Source organism: Streptomyces sp. NPDC051963, assembly GCF_044593495.1.
Lineage (GTDB): Bacteria > Actinomycetota > Actinomycetes > Streptomycetales > Streptomycetaceae > Streptomyces.
In genome coordinates, this window is record NZ_JBIUCC010000008.1 from 154495 (window position 1) to 172516 (window position 18022).

20 protein-coding genes are annotated in these 18022 nt (G+C 70.7%); 7 read left to right on the forward strand and 13 right to left on the reverse strand.

Going from position 1 to position 18022, the window contains the following annotated elements:
* Positions 1–81 precede the first annotated feature (81 nt).
* The 5 genes from ACIHFB_RS32105 to ACIHFB_RS32125 form a co-directional block, all read right to left on the reverse strand.
* On the reverse strand, positions 82–684 hold the full coding sequence (locus tag ACIHFB_RS32105; protein WP_365275576.1) for a hypothetical protein: 603 nt from the start codon (positions 682–684) through the stop codon (positions 82–84).
* Between the two features lie 187 nt (positions 685–871).
* A complete protein-coding gene (locus ACIHFB_RS32110) occupies positions 872–1747 on the reverse strand; it encodes a hypothetical protein (RefSeq protein WP_400128791.1) in 876 nt (291 codons plus the stop codon).
* Positions 1748–1966: 219 nt separating this feature from the next.
* Positions 1967–2512, reverse strand: a complete 546-nt coding sequence (locus tag ACIHFB_RS32115; RefSeq protein ID WP_400128792.1) for a DinB family protein — start codon at positions 2510–2512, stop codon at positions 1967–1969.
* Positions 2513–2538: 26 nt separating this feature from the next.
* Positions 2539–2742, reverse strand: coding sequence for a DUF397 domain-containing protein (locus ACIHFB_RS32120; protein ID WP_400128793.1), 204 nt, complete (start codon positions 2740–2742; stop codon positions 2539–2541).
* Positions 2726–3565: a Scr1 family TA system antitoxin-like transcriptional regulator gene (locus ACIHFB_RS32125; RefSeq protein WP_400128794.1), complete on the reverse strand. Its 840-nt coding sequence runs from the start codon at positions 3563–3565 to the stop codon at positions 2726–2728. The genes ACIHFB_RS32120 and ACIHFB_RS32125 overlap by 17 nt, the downstream gene beginning before the upstream one ends.
* Positions 3566–3679: 114 nt before the next feature.
* Between ACIHFB_RS32125 and ACIHFB_RS32130 the strand changes: the two genes are divergently transcribed.
* Positions 3680–3928, forward strand: a complete 249-nt coding sequence (locus ACIHFB_RS32130) for a hypothetical protein (protein WP_400128973.1) — start codon at positions 3680–3682, stop codon at positions 3926–3928.
* Positions 3929–3990: 62 nt separating this feature from the next.
* Positions 3991–5457: a subtype B tannase gene (locus ACIHFB_RS32135; protein WP_400128795.1), complete on the forward strand. Its 1467-nt coding sequence runs from the start codon at positions 3991–3993 to the stop codon at positions 5455–5457.
* On the opposite strand, the gene ACIHFB_RS32140 is transcribed toward ACIHFB_RS32135, so the two are convergent.
* The 4 genes from ACIHFB_RS32140 to ACIHFB_RS32155 form a co-directional block, all read right to left on the reverse strand.
* On the reverse strand, positions 5445–6284 hold the full coding sequence (locus tag ACIHFB_RS32140) for an aldo/keto reductase (protein ID WP_400128796.1): 840 nt from the start codon (positions 6282–6284) through the stop codon (positions 5445–5447). The two genes, ACIHFB_RS32135 and ACIHFB_RS32140, sit on opposite strands and share 13 nt — an antisense overlap.
* A 9-nt stretch (positions 6285–6293) precedes the next feature.
* Positions 6294–7727, reverse strand: a complete 1434-nt coding sequence (locus tag ACIHFB_RS32145) for a PTS transporter subunit EIIC (protein WP_400128797.1) — start codon at positions 7725–7727, stop codon at positions 6294–6296.
* A 16-nt stretch (positions 7728–7743) separates the two neighbouring features.
* Positions 7744–8679, reverse strand: a complete 936-nt coding sequence (gene murQ / locus ACIHFB_RS32150; protein ID WP_400128798.1) for an N-acetylmuramic acid 6-phosphate etherase — start codon at positions 8677–8679, stop codon at positions 7744–7746.
* Between the two features lie 135 nt (positions 8680–8814).
* Positions 8815–9741 (reverse strand): MurR/RpiR family transcriptional regulator, encoded by a 927-nt coding sequence (locus tag ACIHFB_RS32155; RefSeq protein WP_400128799.1) that lies wholly within the window; start codon positions 9739–9741, stop codon positions 8815–8817.
* Positions 9742–9796: 55 nt separating this feature from the next.
* Between ACIHFB_RS32155 and ACIHFB_RS32160 the strand changes: the two genes are divergently transcribed.
* A complete protein-coding gene (locus tag ACIHFB_RS32160; RefSeq protein ID WP_400128800.1) occupies positions 9797–10192 on the forward strand; it encodes a hypothetical protein in 396 nt (131 codons plus the stop codon).
* A complete protein-coding gene (locus tag ACIHFB_RS32165) occupies positions 10189–10452 on the forward strand; it encodes a DUF4031 domain-containing protein (RefSeq protein WP_400128801.1) in 264 nt (87 codons plus the stop codon). The genes ACIHFB_RS32160 and ACIHFB_RS32165 overlap by 4 nt, the downstream gene beginning before the upstream one ends.
* 182 nt (positions 10453–10634) lie before the next feature.
* Here the strand turns inward: ACIHFB_RS32165 and ACIHFB_RS32170 are convergent, their stop codons facing one another.
* Positions 10635–11702, reverse strand: a complete 1068-nt coding sequence (locus ACIHFB_RS32170; protein WP_400128802.1) for a GNAT family N-acetyltransferase — start codon at positions 11700–11702, stop codon at positions 10635–10637.
* Between the two features lie 24 nt (positions 11703–11726).
* Positions 11727–12374 (reverse strand): hypothetical protein, encoded by a 648-nt coding sequence (locus tag ACIHFB_RS32175; RefSeq protein WP_400128803.1) that lies wholly within the window; start codon positions 12372–12374, stop codon positions 11727–11729.
* Between the two features lie 47 nt (positions 12375–12421).
* Between ACIHFB_RS32175 and ACIHFB_RS32180 the strand changes: the two genes are divergently transcribed.
* Together ACIHFB_RS32180 and ACIHFB_RS32185 are read left to right on the forward strand one after the other, a co-directional pair.
* Positions 12422–13087, forward strand: coding sequence for a maleylpyruvate isomerase family mycothiol-dependent enzyme (locus ACIHFB_RS32180; RefSeq protein WP_400128804.1), 666 nt, complete (start codon positions 12422–12424; stop codon positions 13085–13087).
* A 74-nt stretch (positions 13088–13161) separates the two neighbouring features.
* Positions 13162–13854, forward strand: a complete 693-nt coding sequence (locus tag ACIHFB_RS32185; RefSeq protein WP_365275617.1) for a copper homeostasis protein CutC — start codon at positions 13162–13164, stop codon at positions 13852–13854.
* Positions 13855–13930: 76 nt separating this feature from the next.
* Here the strand turns inward: ACIHFB_RS32185 and ACIHFB_RS32190 are convergent, their stop codons facing one another.
* Positions 13931–15970, reverse strand: coding sequence for a HelD family protein (locus tag ACIHFB_RS32190; RefSeq protein ID WP_400128805.1), 2040 nt, complete (start codon positions 15968–15970; stop codon positions 13931–13933).
* 213 nt (positions 15971–16183) lie between these two features.
* Here ACIHFB_RS32190 and ACIHFB_RS32195 point away from each other — a divergent pair, with 213 nt between their 5' ends.
* Entirely contained in the window at positions 16184–16369 is a 186-nt protein-coding gene (locus tag ACIHFB_RS32195) for a hypothetical protein (protein WP_365275623.1), read from the forward strand.
* Position 16370: 1 nt separating this feature from the next.
* On the opposite strand, the gene ACIHFB_RS32200 is transcribed toward ACIHFB_RS32195, so the two are convergent.
* Positions 16371–18014 carry a DNA repair helicase XPB gene (locus tag ACIHFB_RS32200; protein WP_365275626.1) on the reverse strand — a complete coding sequence of 548 codons (1644 nt, stop codon included), beginning with the start codon at positions 18012–18014 and terminating at the stop codon, positions 16371–16373.
* Positions 18015–18022: the final 8 nt, after the last annotated feature.

The following is an 18022-nucleotide window of genomic DNA, read 5'->3' on the forward strand; positions in this document are numbered from 1 at the left end:
CGTAGGGGAGTGCTGGGCGTCGTCGGGCGGTCGTTCTCGCGGAAGCGGGGGTGGCCGCCCTGCTCGGTATGCGCGACGGGCTCAGCGTCGGTTTTCGTTCCGGTGGTCCTCGACTCCCAGGTTGCCCAGGGGTTCGACGTCGACGTGGACGGGTGTGCCCCAGACCCGGAGGACCTCGTAGTCGGTGAACTCGTGGACGAGGCGGTAGGCCATCGCCGGGCGGGGGCCGCGTCGTTGGGCGGTGAGATACAGCTCGGCCTCGTGCCGGTCGCGGCGCGGGGTGCCGCACAGCTGCCATGCCTGGCCGTTCCACATCTCCGGCAGCCAGCGCTGCTGCGGCTGCGGCCGGTCGTCGCGGACGCCGTACCGGGAGGGGGCCGGGCCGGTGGGGTGGGGGCGGGAGGACGGTCCGTTGATCTGCGAGCGACGGGCGGCGCGACGCCTGGTCTCGCAGAGCAGGCACAGGTCGGGGGCGCTCTCGTCGACCGGGCCGGTGGGGTGCTCGGCGCAGCGGGTCGCGGGGGCGGCCGCGGTGACGCTCTCGTCGAGCAGGTCGAGGGCGCGGCGGAGGTCGGCCTTCACCTCGTGGAGCTTGGCGTCGGGGGTGCCGCCGGTCAGGGATTCGCCGTGCTCGCCGAGCAGGCGGAGGGCGCGGCCGAGGGCGGTTAGCTGGGCGTGGTTCATGAGGTCAGTCTGCGTAGTCCTTGAGTTCGTCGGCGTATTCGAGCCGCACATGTGCCGGGGGCCACACTGGCCAGTTCCTCGAAGTCCTCGATGGGCATCACAGGGCGATCAGCGGTGCTGGGGGTCATGGCTTCGCCTCCTCCCCTCCATCGTGCCCCGGGGTGGTGTCGTCGGACCGTAGGAGCGGTCATGCGGGTGTCCTTTCTCGTCGCCTCTGGGACATTGCGGCACGGATCTCTGCTGCATGGGCATGGATTGTGGACGCTTGCAGGGGTGCGGGGAGGCGGTCGGGGGCGCGCTCGCCCCGACACGCGCCGCACACACCACCCGGCAACGCCTCCGGCCGCCCCGGCACCCCGCACTTCGCGCATTCCAGGACGCGGAGGGGCGGGCGGACCTCGGGAGGTGGCGGCAGCTTGGTGGTCAGGCGGTTGCGGACGAGAGCGGCCGCGTGATGGACCGGGGTGGGCAGGCCGTTGGTCAGGGCGTGGAGTACGGCGTCGTCTGTGGCGCCCCTCGCGAACCACTCGGTCACCAGCGGAGCGAGGGCCGCGCAGTCTGCCTCGGACAGGGACAGGGCGGGGGCCGTGCGGCCGAGGGCGGCGAGGAGGATGTGGGCGCGGGAACGGGTGGGGCGTCGCCGTTCCGGCTCCGAATCCGGCTCCGGTACGTCACCTCGGGTGAACGCCGCCCACCAGACGTCGTCGCGGGCGGTACGGGTGAACCACGTTCGGGTGATCCAGCGTTGGGTGCCCGAGTCGGCCAGGTGTTCGCGGCCTCGGCGCAAGTGACCCGCCCGTTGGAGGTTGTTGAGGGCGGTGCGGAGGGCGCACTGTCCGTACGGGAGTGTCTTGGCCAGCGTCTTTACGGAGATGTCGGCGCCGTCGGGGAGGCGGTCGATGTATCCGGCGATGGCGGCTTCGCGGGGTGGGAGGTGGGCGAAGTCGCGGTTGGTGCGGCGGAGTTGGTCCGGCGCCGAGCGCTTTCCGTAACCCGGATTGGCCATTGGGTGCGGGGATGCGTGCGCGGGCAGGAAGGTAGCACTAAGCTTGGCGTCAGCCATGGGATCGAACTTTTCCTTCGATCTCGTAGGTCAAGCCCCCGCAGGTGTTGTGAGCACCTGGCGGGGGCTGTTCGTTATTCGGGCACGCTAGACGACCATCACTGTGCGTGGCAAGTCGAACGCGTCAAGTCAACTCGCCGGGTGGGAGGGTGGGTTGGGGCCCTCCCACCGTTCCTTGAAAAGAGCGCTCGCGGCTGGACGCTTGAGCTTCGGGACCCGTCAGCCCATGCTCTTCGCGCCGTCCAGGGACTCGCGGATGATGTCGGCGTGGCCCGCGTGCTGGGTGGTCTCGGCGATGATGTGCAGCAGCACCCTGCGGGCCGACCATCGAGCCCCGGGCTCGAACCACGGGGCCTTGGGCAGCGGGTGGGCGGCGCTCAGGTCGGGGAGCGTTGCGACCAACTCGTCCGTTCGGCGGGCCACTTCCTCGTACTCGGCCAGCACGCCGGCCAGCGTCTCGCCGGGCAGCATCCGGAACTCGTCGGCCCGCTTGGCCCAGTCGGCCTCGGTCATGGCGGTGAAGTCGGGCATGATCGACGGGCCGTGCTGGATGAAGCCCACCCAGTTCCGTTCCGCCGACGTGACGTGTTTGATCAGGCCGCCCAGACAGAGTTCGCTGGCGGTGGTCCGCCGGCCGACCTGTTCGTCGGTGAGGTCGCGGGTGGTGAAGCGCAGGAACTGCCGGTGCTTGGCCAGCACTTCCAGGAGGTCGGTGCGCTCGTCGGTGACGGTGGCCGTGACGGTGTTGTGCGTGGTCTCAGTCATGACGGCCACGCTAGGAGCCGATTAGGTCAGATCCTGACCGCTTTGACGAAGGCCGACCAGACCTCCGGCCGGAACGCGAGCTTCGGGCCTTGGGGGTTCTTGGAGTCGCGGACGGGGATGACGGTGGGGAAGTCGTGGGTGACTTCGAGGCAGTCGTCGCCACCGCCAGCGCTGTAGCTGGACTTGTGCCAGGTGGCCGTGCTCAGGTCGTACTCAGGGGTGTTCCTCATGGGTGTAATCCTGCGCCAACGCCTCGATCAAGGCCAGGGACTTCTCTGGTGAGAGCGCTGACGCCGTGAGGAGTTCGAAGGTGAACCTCAAGTGGGCCACGGTGGCCGGGTCGTCCTCCAGGCGTCCGGTGCGAACCCCCTCGAAGTAGACCAGCGGAGGGGCGTCCTCGAAGTCCATCAGCTTCAGTGAGCCGCCCATTGCCGTGTGCGCTCCCGCGTTGAACGGCAGTACCTGCACGATGACCCGGCCTCGGCGGGTCAGGCCTCCGATGTGGCACAGTGCCTCCGCCATCACCGATCGGCCCCCTGTTTCCCTGCGCAGCGCTGCCTCGTCAAGGACCACCCACAACAACGGTCCTGTTGGATGGTCGAGCAAGCGGGTCCGCGACATCCGGCCTTCCACCCACTCGTCGATGGTCTCCTCCGGTGCCGTCGGGTCGTGGGCGCGGTTCACGGCCCGTGCGTACGCGGGTGTCTGAAGCAGCCCGGGGATCAGCATCGGCGCGTACTGGCGGATCGCCGTGGCTCCCGCCTCCGCCTCCGCTGCCTCGGCGAAGTGCTCGGGATAGCGAGACTTGGCCACCGCCCTGCAGTTCCGCGCAAAGAAATCCTCCGTCCCCAGCACTTCATCCAGCATCCGTGCGTGGTCCAGCTGCATGCGGCGCGTACCCGCCTCCAACTGGCCGATGAACGACCCACTCACGAAGATCCGGCCGCCCAGTTCCTCCTGGCTCAGCCCCGCCTTCTCGCGTGCATGACGGAGTTCGGCGCCCAGCAGGGCGCGTGGGGACGACGACGGGTCGAGGTCCTTCGGTCCTGCCATGTGCAACTCCCGGTCGTACAGACGAGGTTGTTGGGGCGCCGCATATGGCCAGGTTAGACAGCTCGCCGCCACTCTGTGTGCTGAATCACGAACTCACCGTGGAGGTAAGGAAACGTGCGCTCGACCGAAGACATCGTGGAGTCACTGCGGGACGCCCTCGCCGGCATCGACGTCGTGTTGCCGTCGCTGTGCGTGGACCCCGTGACCGGTGCGAGCGACGAGCCGTTCGCGCTGGTCGACCTGGGGCGGTGCAACGTACGGACGGCCGAGTACCTCGCCGACGTGTTGCGCTCGATGTCCGTGGAGGATGAACTGCGGGCCCGGGTGCGGCAGTTGAACAGGGAGGGGCGGCGGGTGCCATGATTACCGGCCAACTGCCTGCCAAATCGTTGACGATTTTGCCGACGGTTCCTACCCTCGCGTGAATGAAACGCAGAGCAGTGGTACTAGGACTCACGGCGGCCACCGCTGCCGTACCGACTGTCGCCCTTGCCTCCAGCAGGCATACCGCGAGGTCAGGAAGCTCCCCTCTCGTCTTCGACCCCGCCGCCCATACCGAGTTGACCACCACCGTCACCGACGCCACCGGCACCGTCCACACCGTGACCTACCGCTTCCACAAGGTCGCCGCCTATGTGGCCAAGCCGGTGGACGCGGTGTACCAGAGCCTCAACGTCAGCGTGCCGGTGAGTGTCGACGGTGCGGCCGTCGACGCCACCGACGCGCCGATACTCCTCGCCAACTCCATCGGCGGCTACATGCCGTCCTCCGTCGCGGGCAACACCGGCATCGGTGGACGCCCCGGCGCCCGGCAGCAACTGGCCCTCGCGGCGGGATACGTCGTCGTCGAACCCGGCGCGCGCGGGCGCACCCTCGTCGACTCGGCCGGCGTGTACTACGGCACCGCGCCCGCCGCGATCGTCGACCTGAAGGCGGCGGTGCGGTATCTGAAGTTCAACAAGGGGCGCGTCCCGGGCGACGTCGAGCGGATCGTGTCCTCCGGGGTGAGCGCCGGTGGTGCGCTCTCCGCGCTGCTCGGTGCCTCCGGCGACAGTCCGCTGTACCGCCCCTACCTGGAGGAGATCGGCGCGGCCGACACCTCCGACGCGATCTTCGCCAGCGGCGACTGGTGCCCGATCACCGACCTGGAGCACTCCGACGCCGGGTACGAGTGGTGCTGGGGCGGCAACCCGCTGGGCAATGGCTCAACTGTCGACCCGAGCCTGTCCAAGGAACTCGCGGTCCAGTACGCCGACTATCTCGCCGATCTCAAGCTGCGCGCCCGGGGCTACGGCACGCTCACCGCCCGCAACCTCGACGACTACCTCCTGGAGACCTTCCTCCAGCCGTCCGCCGCCAGATACCTCGCCGCGCTGCCGGACGCCGAGCGGACCGCGTATCTCTCCGCGCACCCGTTCATCACCTGGGACGGCACGAAGGCGTCCTTCACCTGGGCCGACTTCCTCACCCACGTCGGTGCCCGGAAGAAGAACGTGCCGTCCTTCGACGGGTTCGACCTGGCCACGCCCGAGAACAACCTCTTCGGCACCGGCACCACCAAGGCCCGCCACTTCACCCTGTTCAGCCTGCGCCACGAGGAAGGTGCCGGTGCCCGGCTGGACGCCGACATCCCCGCCAAGCTCGCGCTGATGAACCCGATGCACCACCTCGTCGGCAAGGCCAATCCGCGCCGGTCGAAGCACTGGTGGATCCGCGTCGGCACGAAGGACAGCGACACCTCGCTCTCGGTCGTCTCCAACCTGCACGCACGCCTGAAGGAACTCGGCGACGACGTCAACACGGTCTACTACTGGGACGGCGGCCACGGCGCCGACGACGACCCGGGCGACTTCATCAAGTGGATCGGCCGGGTGGCCGGTCACAAGAGGTAGAGCTTGTCCAAGCGGGCGACCTGCTCCGCCGAGAGCTCCAGTCCCGCCGCCGCCACGTTCTCCTCCAGGTGAGCGGTGTTCGCCGTACCCGGGATCGGCAGCATCACCGGCGAGTGCGCGAGGAGCCAGGCCAGCATGACCTGCGTCGCCGTGGCACCGGCCTCGGTCGCCACGGCGGCGATCTCGGCCGTCGTCCCCGAAGTGCCGTGGGCGACCGGGCGCCACGGCAGGAAGGCGATGCCCGCTGCCTCGCAGGCCTTGAGGACGGGCTCGTACTCGCGGTCCAGCAGGTTGTAGCGGTTCTGGACGCTCGCGATGTCGGCGACGGTCCGGGCCTCGGTGAGTTCGGCGACCGTGACCTCGGACAGTCCGATCCGGCCGGCCTTCCCCTCGGCCACCAGCTCGGCGAGCGTGCCGATCTGGTCGGCCACCGGGATCTCCGGGTCGATGCGGTGCAGTTGGAGGAGTTCGATGCGGTCGAGGCGGAGCCTGCGCAGGGCCGCGTCGACGCCCGCCCGCAGTCCGGCGGGGCCGGCGTCCTGCCGCCACTCGCCGTCGACGCGGGTGATGCCGACCTTGGTGGCGACCAGGAGGTCGTCCGGGTACGGGTGCAGGGCCTCGGCGAGCAGTTCCTCGTTGGCTCCCCAGCCGTACAGATGGGCCGTGTCGATCAGGGTGACGCCCAGTTCGACGGCCCGTCGGGCGACGGCTATCGCGGCGGTTCTTGCATCCGCCGGTTCGGTCGGCAGGTGCATCGCCCCGAATCCGAGCCGTCCCACCTCCAGGTCGCCGCCGATCCGGAACGTGGTCGTTGCCGCCGCTGCCATGCGCCCAACTTACGTGCTCTGCGCTCCGTGCCGCGAGGGGTTATCGGTCATCTGCGGGTCCGTCGTGGCTGGTCGCGCAGTTCCCCGTGTCAGGCCTCCGAAGAGGTACGTCGCCGCGAATCCCACCCCGTACCCGGTCAGCAGCCCGCCCGCGTACACCGGCACCGTCACCGCCCAACCCCCGTTCCCCGCCAGCAGCGGGAACAGGGCCCAGCCCGAGGGGCCGATCGCTGTTGCGCCCACGTGTTCGCCGAGCATCGCGAAGAGGCCGACGAAGGCGCCGCCCGCCGCGCCGCCCGCGCAGGCGGTCAGGAAGGGGCGGCCCAGGGGGAGGGAGACGCCGTAGATCAGGGGTTCGCCGACGCCCAACAGGCCTGCGGGGAGGGCTGACTTGATGGTGGTGCGGATGGAGGTGTCGTGGCGCAGGCGGACGTAGACGGCGAGTGCCGCGCCCACCTGTCCGGCGCCTGCCATGGCGAGGATGGGGAGGAGGGTGGTGTGGCCCTGTTCTTCGATCAACGTCACATGGACCGGGATCAGTGCCTGGTGGAGGCCCAGCATCACCAGGGGGAGGAACAGGCCGCCGAGGATCAGGCCGGCGAGTGCGCCGGTCGTCGTGAGGAGCCAGTTCGCGGCTGTGCCGATGGTGGTGGAGACCTCGCCGGCCACGTACATGAGGCCGTAGAGCGTGGCCAGGCCGGAGACGAGGACGGTCAGGGTCGGGGTGAGGAGGACGTCGAGGGTCTCGGGGATCCAGGTGCGGCACCAGCGCTCCACATACGTGCCCAGCAGCGCGGCGGCCAGCGCGCCCAGTACCCCGCCCTGGCCCGGCGCCAGCGTCACCCCGAACGCCGTCACCTTCGCCACCCCGGGATACACGACGATCGCCGCCACCGCCCCGCCCAGCACCGGGGTGCCGCCGAACTCCTTCGCCGTGTTGTAGCCGACGAAGACGGCGATCAGTGCCATGAAGGCGGAGGCGATGGCGGCGAGGGCGGGGGTGAGCGCCGGGAGCCAACCCGCGTTGGTCAGGAGGCCGTTGACGCCGGCGAGGATGCCGCAGCCGATCAGGGCGGGGATGAGGGGGACGAAGATGTTCGCGACGCGGCGCAGGGTCTGCTTGAGCGGCGTCGCGTTGCGCCGGCGCTGCGCCTCCTTCAACTCGGTGCCCTTCAGGCCCAGTTCGCCCGCCGCCGTGAGCAGCGCCTCGAACTCCGGCGTCACCCTCGCCACCACCCCCGGCCCCAGCACGATCTGATACGTGTCGTCGTCGGCGACCACGCCGAGGACACCGGGCACCGCCCGTACGGCTTCGTCGTCGACCAGGGCGCGGTCGGCGAGGCCCAGGCGGAGGCGCGTCATGCAGTGGGCGACGGAGGTGACGTTCGCGGGGCCGCCGACCAGGGGAAGCAGGGCGGCGGCCGTGGATGCGGAGGTGTGCATGCGGTGAGCGTGCGGGTCAGCCCCTCGCCGCGGCCAGCGCGGCGCGCAGATGGCCGCCGGACTCCTCCAGAAGGCGGGCGGCCGTCGGGCCGTCCACGCCGGTGAGGATGGTCAGGATGGCGTTCTTCACCTCGCCGTCCGTGGCAGCGAGGGCGGCCTCGATCTCGTCGTCCGACGCGCCGGTGGCGAGCGCGACGATACGGCGGGAGCGGGCGCGCAGCTTCTCGTTCGACGCGCGTACGTCGACCATCAGGTTCCCGTACGTCTTGCCCAGCCGGATCATCGTGATCGTGGACAGCATGTTGAGCACCAGCTTCTGCGCCGTGCCCGCCTTCAGCCGGGTCGACCCGGTCAGCAGCTCCGGTCCGGCCACGATCTCGATGCCGTGCTCGGCCGCCGCCGCGAGCGCGCTGTCCGCGTTGCAGGACAGGCCGACGGTCAGCGCGCCCAGCCCCCGGGCGTGCTCGACGGCGCCGATGGCGTACGGGGTGCGGCCGGAGGCCGAGACACCGACCACCGTGTCCACGTCCCGCAGTCCGAGCGCGTCGAGGTCCCGTCTCGCCAGCTCGCTGGAGTCCTCGGCCCCTTCGACGGACGTGACCACGGCGTCAGGTCCGCCCGCGATCAGACCCACGACCTGGGAGGGGTCCGTGTTGAACGTGGGCGGGCACTCGGAGGCGTCCAGGACACCGAGCCGGCCGGCGGTACCGGCGCCCGCGTAGACGAGTCGGCCGCCGCGCGACATACGCTCCGCGATGTCGTCGATGGCCGCGGCGATCTGCGGCAGCCGCGAGGCGAGCGCGGCAGGCACGGTGGCGTCTTCGGCATTCATCAGCCGGGCGATCTCAAGGGTGGGCAGCTGATCGATCTCGGAGAGTTCGGGCCGAAAGGCTTCGGTGGTCAGCGATTCCAGCTCGGCACGGACGTCGCGGTGAGGAGAGGTGGAAGTCATGGAGGCGGCTCTTTCTCATGTGCGGTGAGGTGTTTGGCCCAGGGGCGCGGGGCTGTGTCAATATGCGGCTCCGCCGCGCGGGCGCGACCAGCCACGACGGACCCGCAGCCGCCCGTGACGATTCAGACCTACGGTCTACCGCGAACCGTTCCGATGCCGATGAGCCAACGCCTCATAGGACGCCGACAACGCCGGCGCAGCCGTCTCGTACGTCCGCTGCGCAACCCCGATGAACAAGCAGTCCACCACCAGCAGCTGACTCGTACGCGACGACATCGCCGCGGGCCGAAGTTCACTCTCCCGGGCCGTGGACGTGGTGAGCACATGATCGGCGTACTGGGACACCGACCCGCCCGGCCGCCCCGTGATCGCAATCGTCGTGGCCCCGTGCTCGAACGCGACCCGCAGCGGCTCGATGACATCCCCCGTGGACCCGGAGTGCGTGATCGCGATCGCCACGTCCCCCGCGCGGAGTTGCACCGCGTTGGTCACGGCAAGGTGCGGATCGCTGTGCGCGTGGGCTATCAGACCTATGCGCAGCAGCTTCTGGGTGAGGTCCTGGGCGACCAGCCCCGACGCCCCGATCCCGTACACATCGGTGCGGCGCGCGGAGGCCAGCGCCGTCACGGCCGCGCCCAGCTGCACCGTGTCCAGCCCGGCCGCCGTGTCGGCGAGGGTCTGCTGTTCGTCGTAGGCGAGCTTGGCGACCACGTCGGCGATCGGGTCGTCGACGGCGATGTCGGTGGTGAGCGCGGGCGCCCGCCCGGACTGCTGTTGTGCGGCGAGCCCGGCGAGGGCGAGGCGCAGATCGCGGTAGCCGGGGTAACCGAGCAGACGGGCGGTGCGCACGACGGTCGCCTCGCTGGTGCCGGTGAGTTCGGCGAGGCCGGTGACCGTGAGGGCGGCGCAGCCTGCCGGGTCGTGGGCGACGGCTTCGGCGACGCGCTGCATGGAACGGGTCATGGAGGGGGCGAGGGTGCGCACCTTCGCCGCGAGGGCGGCGGGCGCGGGCGGCGCGGCTCCGGAGCCGGTGGAGAAAATTTCCTTCACGTTCTGGGTCACCCTTGAAAGATATTTTCGGCTCGGTGTCGTGGTCAAGAGTGCGCACAATGGAGGCATGGATCCCACCGGCTCCCCTGTCAGCCCCCTTGAGCAGGCGTTGCACGCGGCACGCGCCCTCGTGCTCGCCGATCTCGTCGCGGGCGATGTCGCCGAGGCGGATGTGGTGTCGCTGGTCGAGGAGTCCGTCGTACAGCGCCGCTGGTGGGTCGAGCAGTGGCCGGAGGGCGCCGAGTACGTGGCCGGGCTGGTCGCCCAGGACGTGCAGGACGCGCTGCTGGAGCGGTACGGCCGCTGGCCGCTGTGCCCGGTCTGCGGCTCCGGCGACCCGCACGCGCTCGACGTCGAGCCGGAGCTCGGGCCCGACCCGCACTGGGTGTGCCACAAGGCGGGCGTGCGGGTCGCCTCCGTCGGCGCCCTCGGGTCGGCCCCCGGCGGAGCGGTCCCCTCGTGACGGTCTACATCGACCCGCCCACCTGGCCGGGACACGGCCGTATGTGGTCCCACCTCGTGAGCGACGTGTCGTACGACGAACTGCACGGCTTCGCCGAGGAGTTGGGCGTGCCCCGGCGCGCCTTCGAGCGGGATCACTACGACATCCCGTCGCATCGTTACGCGGATGCGGTGGCCGCCGGGGCGGTGGAGGTCAGCAGCCGGGATGTGGTGCGGCTGCTGACGGGGGCGGGGCTGCGGAGGCCGAAGGGGCGGCCCTAGGGCCTGTCCGGCGGATCATGCCGGTGTCGCGGGGCCTGGCACGCACATCTGCGGCGTTGTCGTCGGTTGACGACGCTCCGCGTCGCCGCCCTCCTCCGCCTTGCAGCTGCACGCACCAGGCCCCGCTCACCCGCGCTGACAGGCACCGCTTACTAAGGCCGGCCTGATCCGCCGGACAGGCCCTAGCCTCGGAGTTCGTGGATGAACAGTCCGTCGTCCTCGCCCACCTTGGTGAATCCGGCGCGGGTCACCACGCGCTGCGACGGCAGATTGTCCTGTTCGACCTTCGCGAGGATCCGCCGTACGTCGTCCCGGGCCAGGGCCCACGTCGACAGTGTGCGCAGCGCCTCCGTGGCGTAGCCGCTGCCACGGCCGCCCTCGACCAGGTCGTAGCCGATCTCCACCTCGCCCGCCTCGTCCGGCGCCGCGTGGAAGCCCATCCCGCCGACCGCACGGCCGTCCTCCCGCCGTACGAGGACGAACACACCGAACTCCGGCCGGAGCACGCCCTCTTCGTACGCCTTCAGCAGCAGCCCGGCGGCCACCCGGGTGCCCTCGAACGGCTCGCCGTCGACCCACTCGAACCCGCCGTCGCCGCCCTCGTGCAGGTCGGCGGCGGCCGCGGGGGTGACGCCCTCCAGGGTGAGGCGGTCGGCGGGGAGCACCAGGTTGTTGTGCCAGCGCCACTGGGTGACGGGCGCGCGACCGGGCAGCTCGCCGCGGCCGGTGGCCCACAGCAGGGTGGGCCAGGGGGCGGGGCCGGGGCGGACGTGCGGGAAGATCGTGGTGAGGACGAACTCGCAGAGCTCCGCGGAGGGTTCGTACGCCAGGCCCAGTCCCTCGGCGATGTCATGCGTGTGCACGAGCACCTCCGCGATCCCCATCGCCGCGAAGCCCTCGCGGTTCGCGTTGCGGAACGGGTACGGGTGGAACGCGCGCACCTCGCGAGAGGTGGTGTGCAGGGTGGCCTTGAACAGGGCGCCGGTCGTCTCGATCACGTCGAGCACGCCCGCGTTGTCGACACCGTCCTCGGGGACGATCTCGAACGGGACGTACCGATCCTGCGCACGTCCGGCGAGCTGGCCGGCGTACGCGAGCAGGTCCTCGGCGATGTGGAACGCGGTGTCGCGGCAACTCCACGTCAGCCCACCGGCCTTGACGCCCTCCCAGTCCCGGTCCGTGGCCGTCCGCAGTACGGCGACGCAGCCCGCAACGGCTTCCTGCACCCGATCCCCACCCGTGTTCCGCATGCGGTGCAGGCTAGGCGACGGACCTCAGCCGAGCGACAGCATTTCCAGCTCCGACCGCAGGTTGTACCGGGCCGTCGCCTCCCACTCCCGCTCGCCGTACGGCGTGTGGAACAGACGGGGCAGGTCGAGGAGCTGACGGAGGATCGCCGAACGGCCGTCGCGGAAGGCGTCGTTCGGCACGAAGTGGTACTCCTCGCGGACGGCCGCGGTGTAGGCGGCGTACCCGGACGGCGCGGACGCGAGGATCGCCAGGTCGGCGTCGCACAGCACCTGGCCGTCACGGTCCTCGCCGACCGGGGCGTGGGTGACGGTGAGCCGGACCAGCCGGGCGACCTCGGCGGTCTTCGCGGCGGACAGACCACCCTCCGGCAGCGCGCGCTCGGCGAGACGCGCCGACCGCTCCTCGTTCTCGGACCGGTCCGGGAGGTACACCGCGTCATGGAACCACGCCGCCAGCCGTACGACGTCCGGGTCGTCCGCGTGCTTCTCCAGGACGTCGATGTGGTCGAGGACCGCGGTGAGGTGCGTGAGCGTGTGGTACCGGCGCTGGGGTTCCTGCCAGCGGGTGAGGAGGTCGTTCGCGTACGGGGCGGGGTCGGGGGAGTCCACGGGCGCGCGGGCCGCTCGCAGGGCCCCGGTGAAGCGGGTGCGGAGGGCGTCGAGGTCGGGCATGTGTCCATTCTCCCGTGACGAGGGCCGTGCGCCCTAGCGTGTGGGGCATGACTTCTGCTGACGTACGCGACCCTGAACTGCCCGGACGGCTGCTGACGATCGAGCGGGACGCGCTGGTTCCGCTGCTGCGGGGGCGGCCGGACCCGGACTACGCGCTGCCGGTCGCCGCCTGTCCGGGGTGGAGTGTGCGGGATGTGCTGGCGCACTGTTCGGCCGCGCTGCTGCGGGTGGTGGAGAACCGGTTCGAGCAGGGCGTCTTCTCGCCCGAGGCGAACGACCGGGACATCGCCGAGCGCGCCGACCGGACGAACGCGCAGATCGTCGACGAGCTGGAGCGCGGGATGACCGGCGCAGGGCCGGTGATCGCCGGTGCGGGCGGGGCGCTGGACGGCATCGCGCTCGGCGAGTGGGTGCACGCCGGGGACGTCCGGGAGGCGTGGGGGGAGCCGGGAGCGTATGCCGGTGCGGGGCTGCCGGACGCGCTGGAACTGCTGGTCCGGGTGACCCGCGACCGGGGGCATCTGCCGTTGCACGCCGACCTCGACGACGTCGACGAGCCGGTGCGGCTGGGCGACGTGTCCGGGGTGCGCACACCGGCGCGGTTCATCGGCGACGCGCCGACGCTCCTGCGGCTGTACTCGGGCCGTCCGGCCTCGGGCGCCGCGTACGAGCTGGCGGGGGTGAAGGAGGGGGAGCTCAACATCTTCGGGTGAGCGGCGTCGGGCCCGGCGGGCGGGCGTAGTCTTTGATTGGACTAGACCTGTAGCCGCCCGACGAATGGGGTCCCATGAGCAAGCGTGCAGTCCTGGAGGTGATCGCCCTCGACGCCGAGGACGCGGTCGCCGCCCAGGCCGGAGGCGCCGATCGCCTCGAACTGGTCACCGACATGGCGGCGGACGGCCTCACCCCGTCCGCCACGACCTTCGCCGGGATCCGTTCCGCGGTCGACATCGACCTGCGCGTGATGCTGCGACTCGCGGACGGCTTCGCCGCGGGCGATGTCGGACGGCTGGTGGGCGTCGCCCGCGAGCTGCGGGAGGCGGGGGCGGACCAGTTCGTGCTCGGATTCCTGGACGCGGAGGGCGACGTGGACCTCGACGCCGTGGAACGGGTCGTGGCCGAGCTGGACGGCTGCCGCTGGACCTTCCATCGGGCGATCGACCGGGCCGGCGACCGCGACGCCCTGCGCAAGCACATCGCCGACCTGCCGGGCCTCGACACCTACCTCACGGCCGGTTCCGCAACGGGCGTCGACGACGGCCTCCCCACGCTGCTCGCAGAGGCGTCACGACGCGGTGAGCCGGGGTACGAGCAGCAGATCCTGGTGGGCGGCGCCCTACGGCTGGACCATGTGACGGTGCTCCAAGCCGCCGGGATCGACGCATTCCACATCGGCGGCGCGGCGAGGCCACAGGGCTGGGAGCACCCGGTCTCGGCGGAAGCGGTACGAGAGTGGCGCCAAGTCCTGGACGAACGCTGACCGAATCGCCCTTAGGGGCGCGGGGAACTGCGCGACCAGCCCTCACCGGCCGGCACCCGACAAACAACCGAAAAACTCACAACTCCGCCGGCAAGGCGCCCGCATGCGTCACGATCAACCCCGAGACCGCCCGGGTCAGCCCCACATACAACCGCCGCAGCCCCGTCCGCTCATCCGGCTCACCATTCACCACCGCCTGCGGCTCATCGAGCACCACGTAGTCGTACTCAAGCCCCTTCGCAAGCGACGCCGGGACCAGCGTCAGGCGGGTCTCGGCCGTCGTCTCCTCACCCGGCGCCAGGTAACCGATCCCGGCCTCCGCCAGCGCCTCGGCCAGCACGGCGACCCGCGCGTCCGCCGCGATCAGGCCCGTGGACCCCTCATTGCGCAGCAACTCCTCGCAGGCAGCCACCACTTCCTCCGAGCCGGAGACCGGACGGACCTCGAAGAACCCCGGGTTCTCCCGGACCGACGCCACCGGCGTCAGCCCCGGCGCAATGTGCGGAAGCAGCTTGGACGCGTACGTGATGACGTCCGTCGGCACACGGAAACCGGCCGTCAGCTCCTCGACGACGGCGTCCGTCTTCCCCAGGTGGCCGAGCGCCTCGTCCCAACTCCGTGTCGCCCAGGGCGTCGTACCCTGCGCCAGATCGCCGAGGACCGTCGCCGAACCGGTGGTGCAGCGGCGGCCGACCGCGCGGTACTGCATGGGGGAGAGGTCCTGCGCCTCGTCCAGCACCACATGCCCGAGTGAGTGCGTGCGCTGCACCAGATCCGTCGCCTCGTCGATCAGCACGGCGTCCGCGGCGGACCACTTGGCGGCCTTGACCGACCGCACCGGCTTCGACCACTGGATCGTCTTCTGCTCGTCCTCGGTGAGGACACCCGCCGCGTGCACGGCGAGGAAGTCCGCGTCCGTCAGCAGCCGCAGCACCAGCTTCGCCGGGTCCACCGGCGGCCAGATCCCCTTCACGGCCGCCTTCACCGCGGCGTTGCGGGCGACGGCGTCCTGCACTCGGTCGTCCGGGGCCTCCCCGGAGCGTTCCATCTGCACCAGGACGGCGTGCGCGATGCGCTGGGGGAGGGCCTCGCGGGCGGCGCCGTAGCGGATGTCGCGGTCGAGCAACTCACTGACGATGCCCGCCAGTTCGTACGCCGGGACCCGCCACCGGCGCGAACCGCGCACGACGACGACCGGCTCGGTGGGCATGGTCACATGGGAGCGGACGGCGCGTCGCAGTACGCCCGCCATCCTCGCGTCGCCCTTGATCACCGCGGCCGCCGAGTCATCGGTGCCCCGCACCTCGACGTGCGCCACGAGGTCGTCGACCGTCGCCTGGCGGACCGCCAACTCCCCCAGGGCGGGGAGCACTTGCTCGATGTAGTGCAGGAAGGAGCGGTTCGGCCCGATGACGAGCGTGCCGGTGCGGGCGAGCCGCTCGCGGTGGGCGTAGAGGAGGTAGGCCACCCGGTGCAGGCCGACGGCCGTCTTTCCGGTGCCCGGCCCGCCCTGTACGCACACGGTCCCGCCCAGGCCGCTTCGTACGATCTCGTCCTGCTCCGGCTGGATCGTCGCCACGATGTCGCGCATCGGGCCGACGCGCGGGCGCTCGATCTCCTGCTGGAGCAGCTTGCTGGTGCGGGCCGCCTCAGCAGGGTCGGAGAGGTGCTCGTCCTCGTACGCGGTGAGATCGCCGCCCGTGTACCCGAAGCGGCGGCGCAGCGCGATGTCCATCGGGTCCTTCTTCGAGGCCCGGTAGAAGGGTTGGGACACCGGAGCGCGCCAGTCGATGACCATGGGGTCGCCGTCGTGGTCGTGCACATGTCGGCGCCCGATGTAGAACCGCTCGCCCTCGGCCCCCTCCGCCCGCTCGGCACCCGGTGCGTGCAGATAGTCCAGCCGGCCGAAGAACAGCGGGGTGTCACTGAGGTCGGCGAGGGCCTTGATGCGCTCGCCGATCTGGTGGGCCAGCACCTCGGCGTTGACCCAGTTCGCGGTGACGTCGTTGATGTCGAGGGACTCGACGTCCTCGCGCATCGCCCGCAGGGCGGCACGGGAGGAGGAGAGATGGGAGCGCTCTCGTGAGAGGGGATCGGCGGACGACGGCGTGGACAAGGGGTGCCTCCGTTGGATCCAGACAAGAGCGGAGATTCTAGGTCGGCGCGAGAGGCGGATGCCAACGGTTTTTCCGTCCCGCCCGTCATCCCCTAGGGGAACGCGCTCTCCGCCCTAAGGGGCATGGCTAGGCCCGGAGGCGTACGAACGGGCGGTACGGGTTCGCCCCAGAGACCGATGCCCTCCTTATGGGGGGAGAGTCACCATGGATACATGAGCGCAGCAACCTTCACCCCAGCCCCCGGCCGCGCCTCAGGTGCGACCTCCGTGACTCCCGCCCAGCACCGTCACCGCCTCGGCGACGCCCTGCGTGCCGTCAAGGTCTTCGCGGGCGCCGCCCTCGACGTCGTCATCCTCGGCGAGTACAGCGAGGAAGTCGGCGTCCGCCGCAGGAACTGAGTCAGCTCTCCGCCAGCAACTCGTCCGCGTCGATGATCCGGTAGGCGTACCCCTGCTCCGCGAGGAACCGCTGCCGGTGCGCGGCGAAGTCCTGGTCGATCGTGTCCCGCGCCACCACCGAGTAGAAGTGGGCCTGGTGTCCGTCGGCCTTGGGCCTGAGCACCCGTCCCAGCCGCTGCGCCTCCTCCTGACGCGACCCGAAGGTCCCCGACACCTGGATGGCGACCGTCGCCTCCGGCAGGTCGATGGAGAAGTTCGCGACCTTCGAGACGACCAGGACGCTGATCTCGCCCTGCCGGAAGGCCTCGAAGAGCTTCTCGCGCTGGGCGTTGGAGGTCTCGCCCTTGATCACGGGGGCGTTCAAGTGCTCGCCCAGCTCGTCGAGTTGGTCGATGTACTGGCCGATGACCAGGGTCTGCATCCCGGCGAAACGCCGGACCAGCGCCTCCGTGACCTTGCGCTTGGTGTCGGTCGTCGCGCAGAAGCGGTACTTCTCCTCCTGCTCGGCGGTGGCGTACGCCAGCCGCTCGGCGTCGGTGAGATTGACCCGTACCTCCACGCAGTCGGCGGGCGCGATATAGCCCTGCGCCTCGATCTCCTTCCAGGGAGCGTCAAAACGCTTCGGCCCGATCAGCGAGAACACGTCCGACTCCCGGCCGTCCTCCCGGACCAGCGTCGCCGTCAGCCCGAGCCGGCGCCGCGCCTGAAGATCCGCCGTGAACTTGAAGACCGGCGCGGGCAGCAGATGCACCTCGTCGTAGAGGATCAGCCCCCAGTCGCGGGAGTCGAACAGCTCCAGGTGCGGATAGACGCCCTTCCGCTTGGTCGTCAGCACCTGGTACGTCGCGATGGTGACCGGCCGGATCTCCTTCTTCGTGCCGCTGTACTCGCCGATCTCGTCCTCGGTCAGCGAGGTCCGCTTCACCAGCTCGTGCTTCCACTGCCGGGCCGAGACGGTGTTGGTGACGAGGATCAGGGTGGTGGACTTCGCCTGGGCCATGGACCCGGCGCCGACCAGCGTCTTACCGGCCCCGCAGGGCAGCACGACGACACCGCTGCCGCCGTGCCAGAAGTTCTCCACGGCCTGCTTCTGGTACGGCCGGAGCGCCCAGCCGTCCTCGTGCAGCTCGATCGGGTGCGCCTCGCCGTCGACGTATCCGGCGAGGTCCTCGGCCGGCCAGCCCAGCTTCAGCAGCGTCTGCTTGATCTGCCCGCGCTCGGAGGGGTGCACGGCGACGGTGTCCGGGTCGATCCGGGCGCCGACCAGCGGGGCGACCCGCTTGGAGCGCAGGATCTCCTCCAGGACCGGGCGGTCGGTGGTCGTCAGGACCAGGCCGTGCGTCGGGTGCTTGGACAGGGTCAGCCGCCCGTACCGGTCCATCGTCTCGGCGACGTCGACCAGCAGCGCGTGCGGCACCGGGTAGCGGCTGTACTGCACCAGCGCGTCGACGACCTGCTCGGCGTCGTGTCCGGCCGCCCGCGCGTTCCACAGTCCGAGGGGCGTCACCCGGTAGGTGTGGATGTGCTCCGGTGCCCGCTCCAGCTCGGCGAAGGGCGCGATGGCGCGACGGCAGTCGTCGGCCTGCTCGTGGTCGACTTCCAGGAGCAGCGTCTTGTCGGACTGGACGATGAGGGGACCGTTCACGCGCGGCA

Bases quoted from the DNA above. Each gene is read 5' to 3' on its own strand.
- ACIHFB_RS32105 (WP_365275576.1), bottom strand. From the start codon at position 684: ATGAACCACGCCCAGCTAACCGCCCTCGGCCGCGCCCTCCGCCTGCTC.
- ACIHFB_RS32110 (WP_400128791.1), bottom strand. From the start codon at position 1,747: ATGGCTGACGCCAAGCTTAGTGCTACCTTCCTGCCCGCGCACGCATCC.
- ACIHFB_RS32115 (WP_400128792.1), bottom strand. From the start codon at position 2,512: ATGACTGAGACCACGCACAACACCGTCACGGCCACCGTCACCGACGAG.
- ACIHFB_RS32120 (WP_400128793.1), bottom strand. From the start codon at position 2,742: ATGAGGAACACCCCTGAGTACGACCTGAGCACGGCCACCTGGCACAAG.
- ACIHFB_RS32125 (WP_400128794.1), bottom strand. From the start codon at position 3,565: ATGGCAGGACCGAAGGACCTCGACCCGTCGTCGTCCCCACGCGCCCTG.
- ACIHFB_RS32135 (WP_400128795.1), top strand. From the start codon at position 3,991: ATGAAACGCAGAGCAGTGGTACTAGGACTCACGGCGGCCACCGCTGCC.
- ACIHFB_RS32140 (WP_400128796.1), bottom strand. From the start codon at position 6,284: ATGGCAGCGGCGGCAACGACCACGTTCCGGATCGGCGGCGACCTGGAG.
- ACIHFB_RS32145 (WP_400128797.1), bottom strand. From the start codon at position 7,727: ATGCACACCTCCGCATCCACGGCCGCCGCCCTGCTTCCCCTGGTCGGC.
- murQ (WP_400128798.1), bottom strand. From the start codon at position 8,679: ATGACTTCCACCTCTCCTCACCGCGACGTCCGTGCCGAGCTGGAATCG.
- ACIHFB_RS32160 (WP_400128800.1), top strand. From the start codon at position 9,797: ATGGATCCCACCGGCTCCCCTGTCAGCCCCCTTGAGCAGGCGTTGCAC.
- ACIHFB_RS32170 (WP_400128802.1), bottom strand. From the start codon at position 11,702: ATGCGGAACACGGGTGGGGATCGGGTGCAGGAAGCCGTTGCGGGCTGC.
- ACIHFB_RS32175 (WP_400128803.1), bottom strand. From the start codon at position 12,374: ATGCCCGACCTCGACGCCCTCCGCACCCGCTTCACCGGGGCCCTGCGA.
- ACIHFB_RS32180 (WP_400128804.1), top strand. From the start codon at position 12,422: ATGACTTCTGCTGACGTACGCGACCCTGAACTGCCCGGACGGCTGCTG.
- ACIHFB_RS32185 (WP_365275617.1), top strand. From the start codon at position 13,162: ATGAGCAAGCGTGCAGTCCTGGAGGTGATCGCCCTCGACGCCGAGGAC.
- ACIHFB_RS32195 (WP_365275623.1), top strand. From the start codon at position 16,184: ATGAGCGCAGCAACCTTCACCCCAGCCCCCGGCCGCGCCTCAGGTGCG.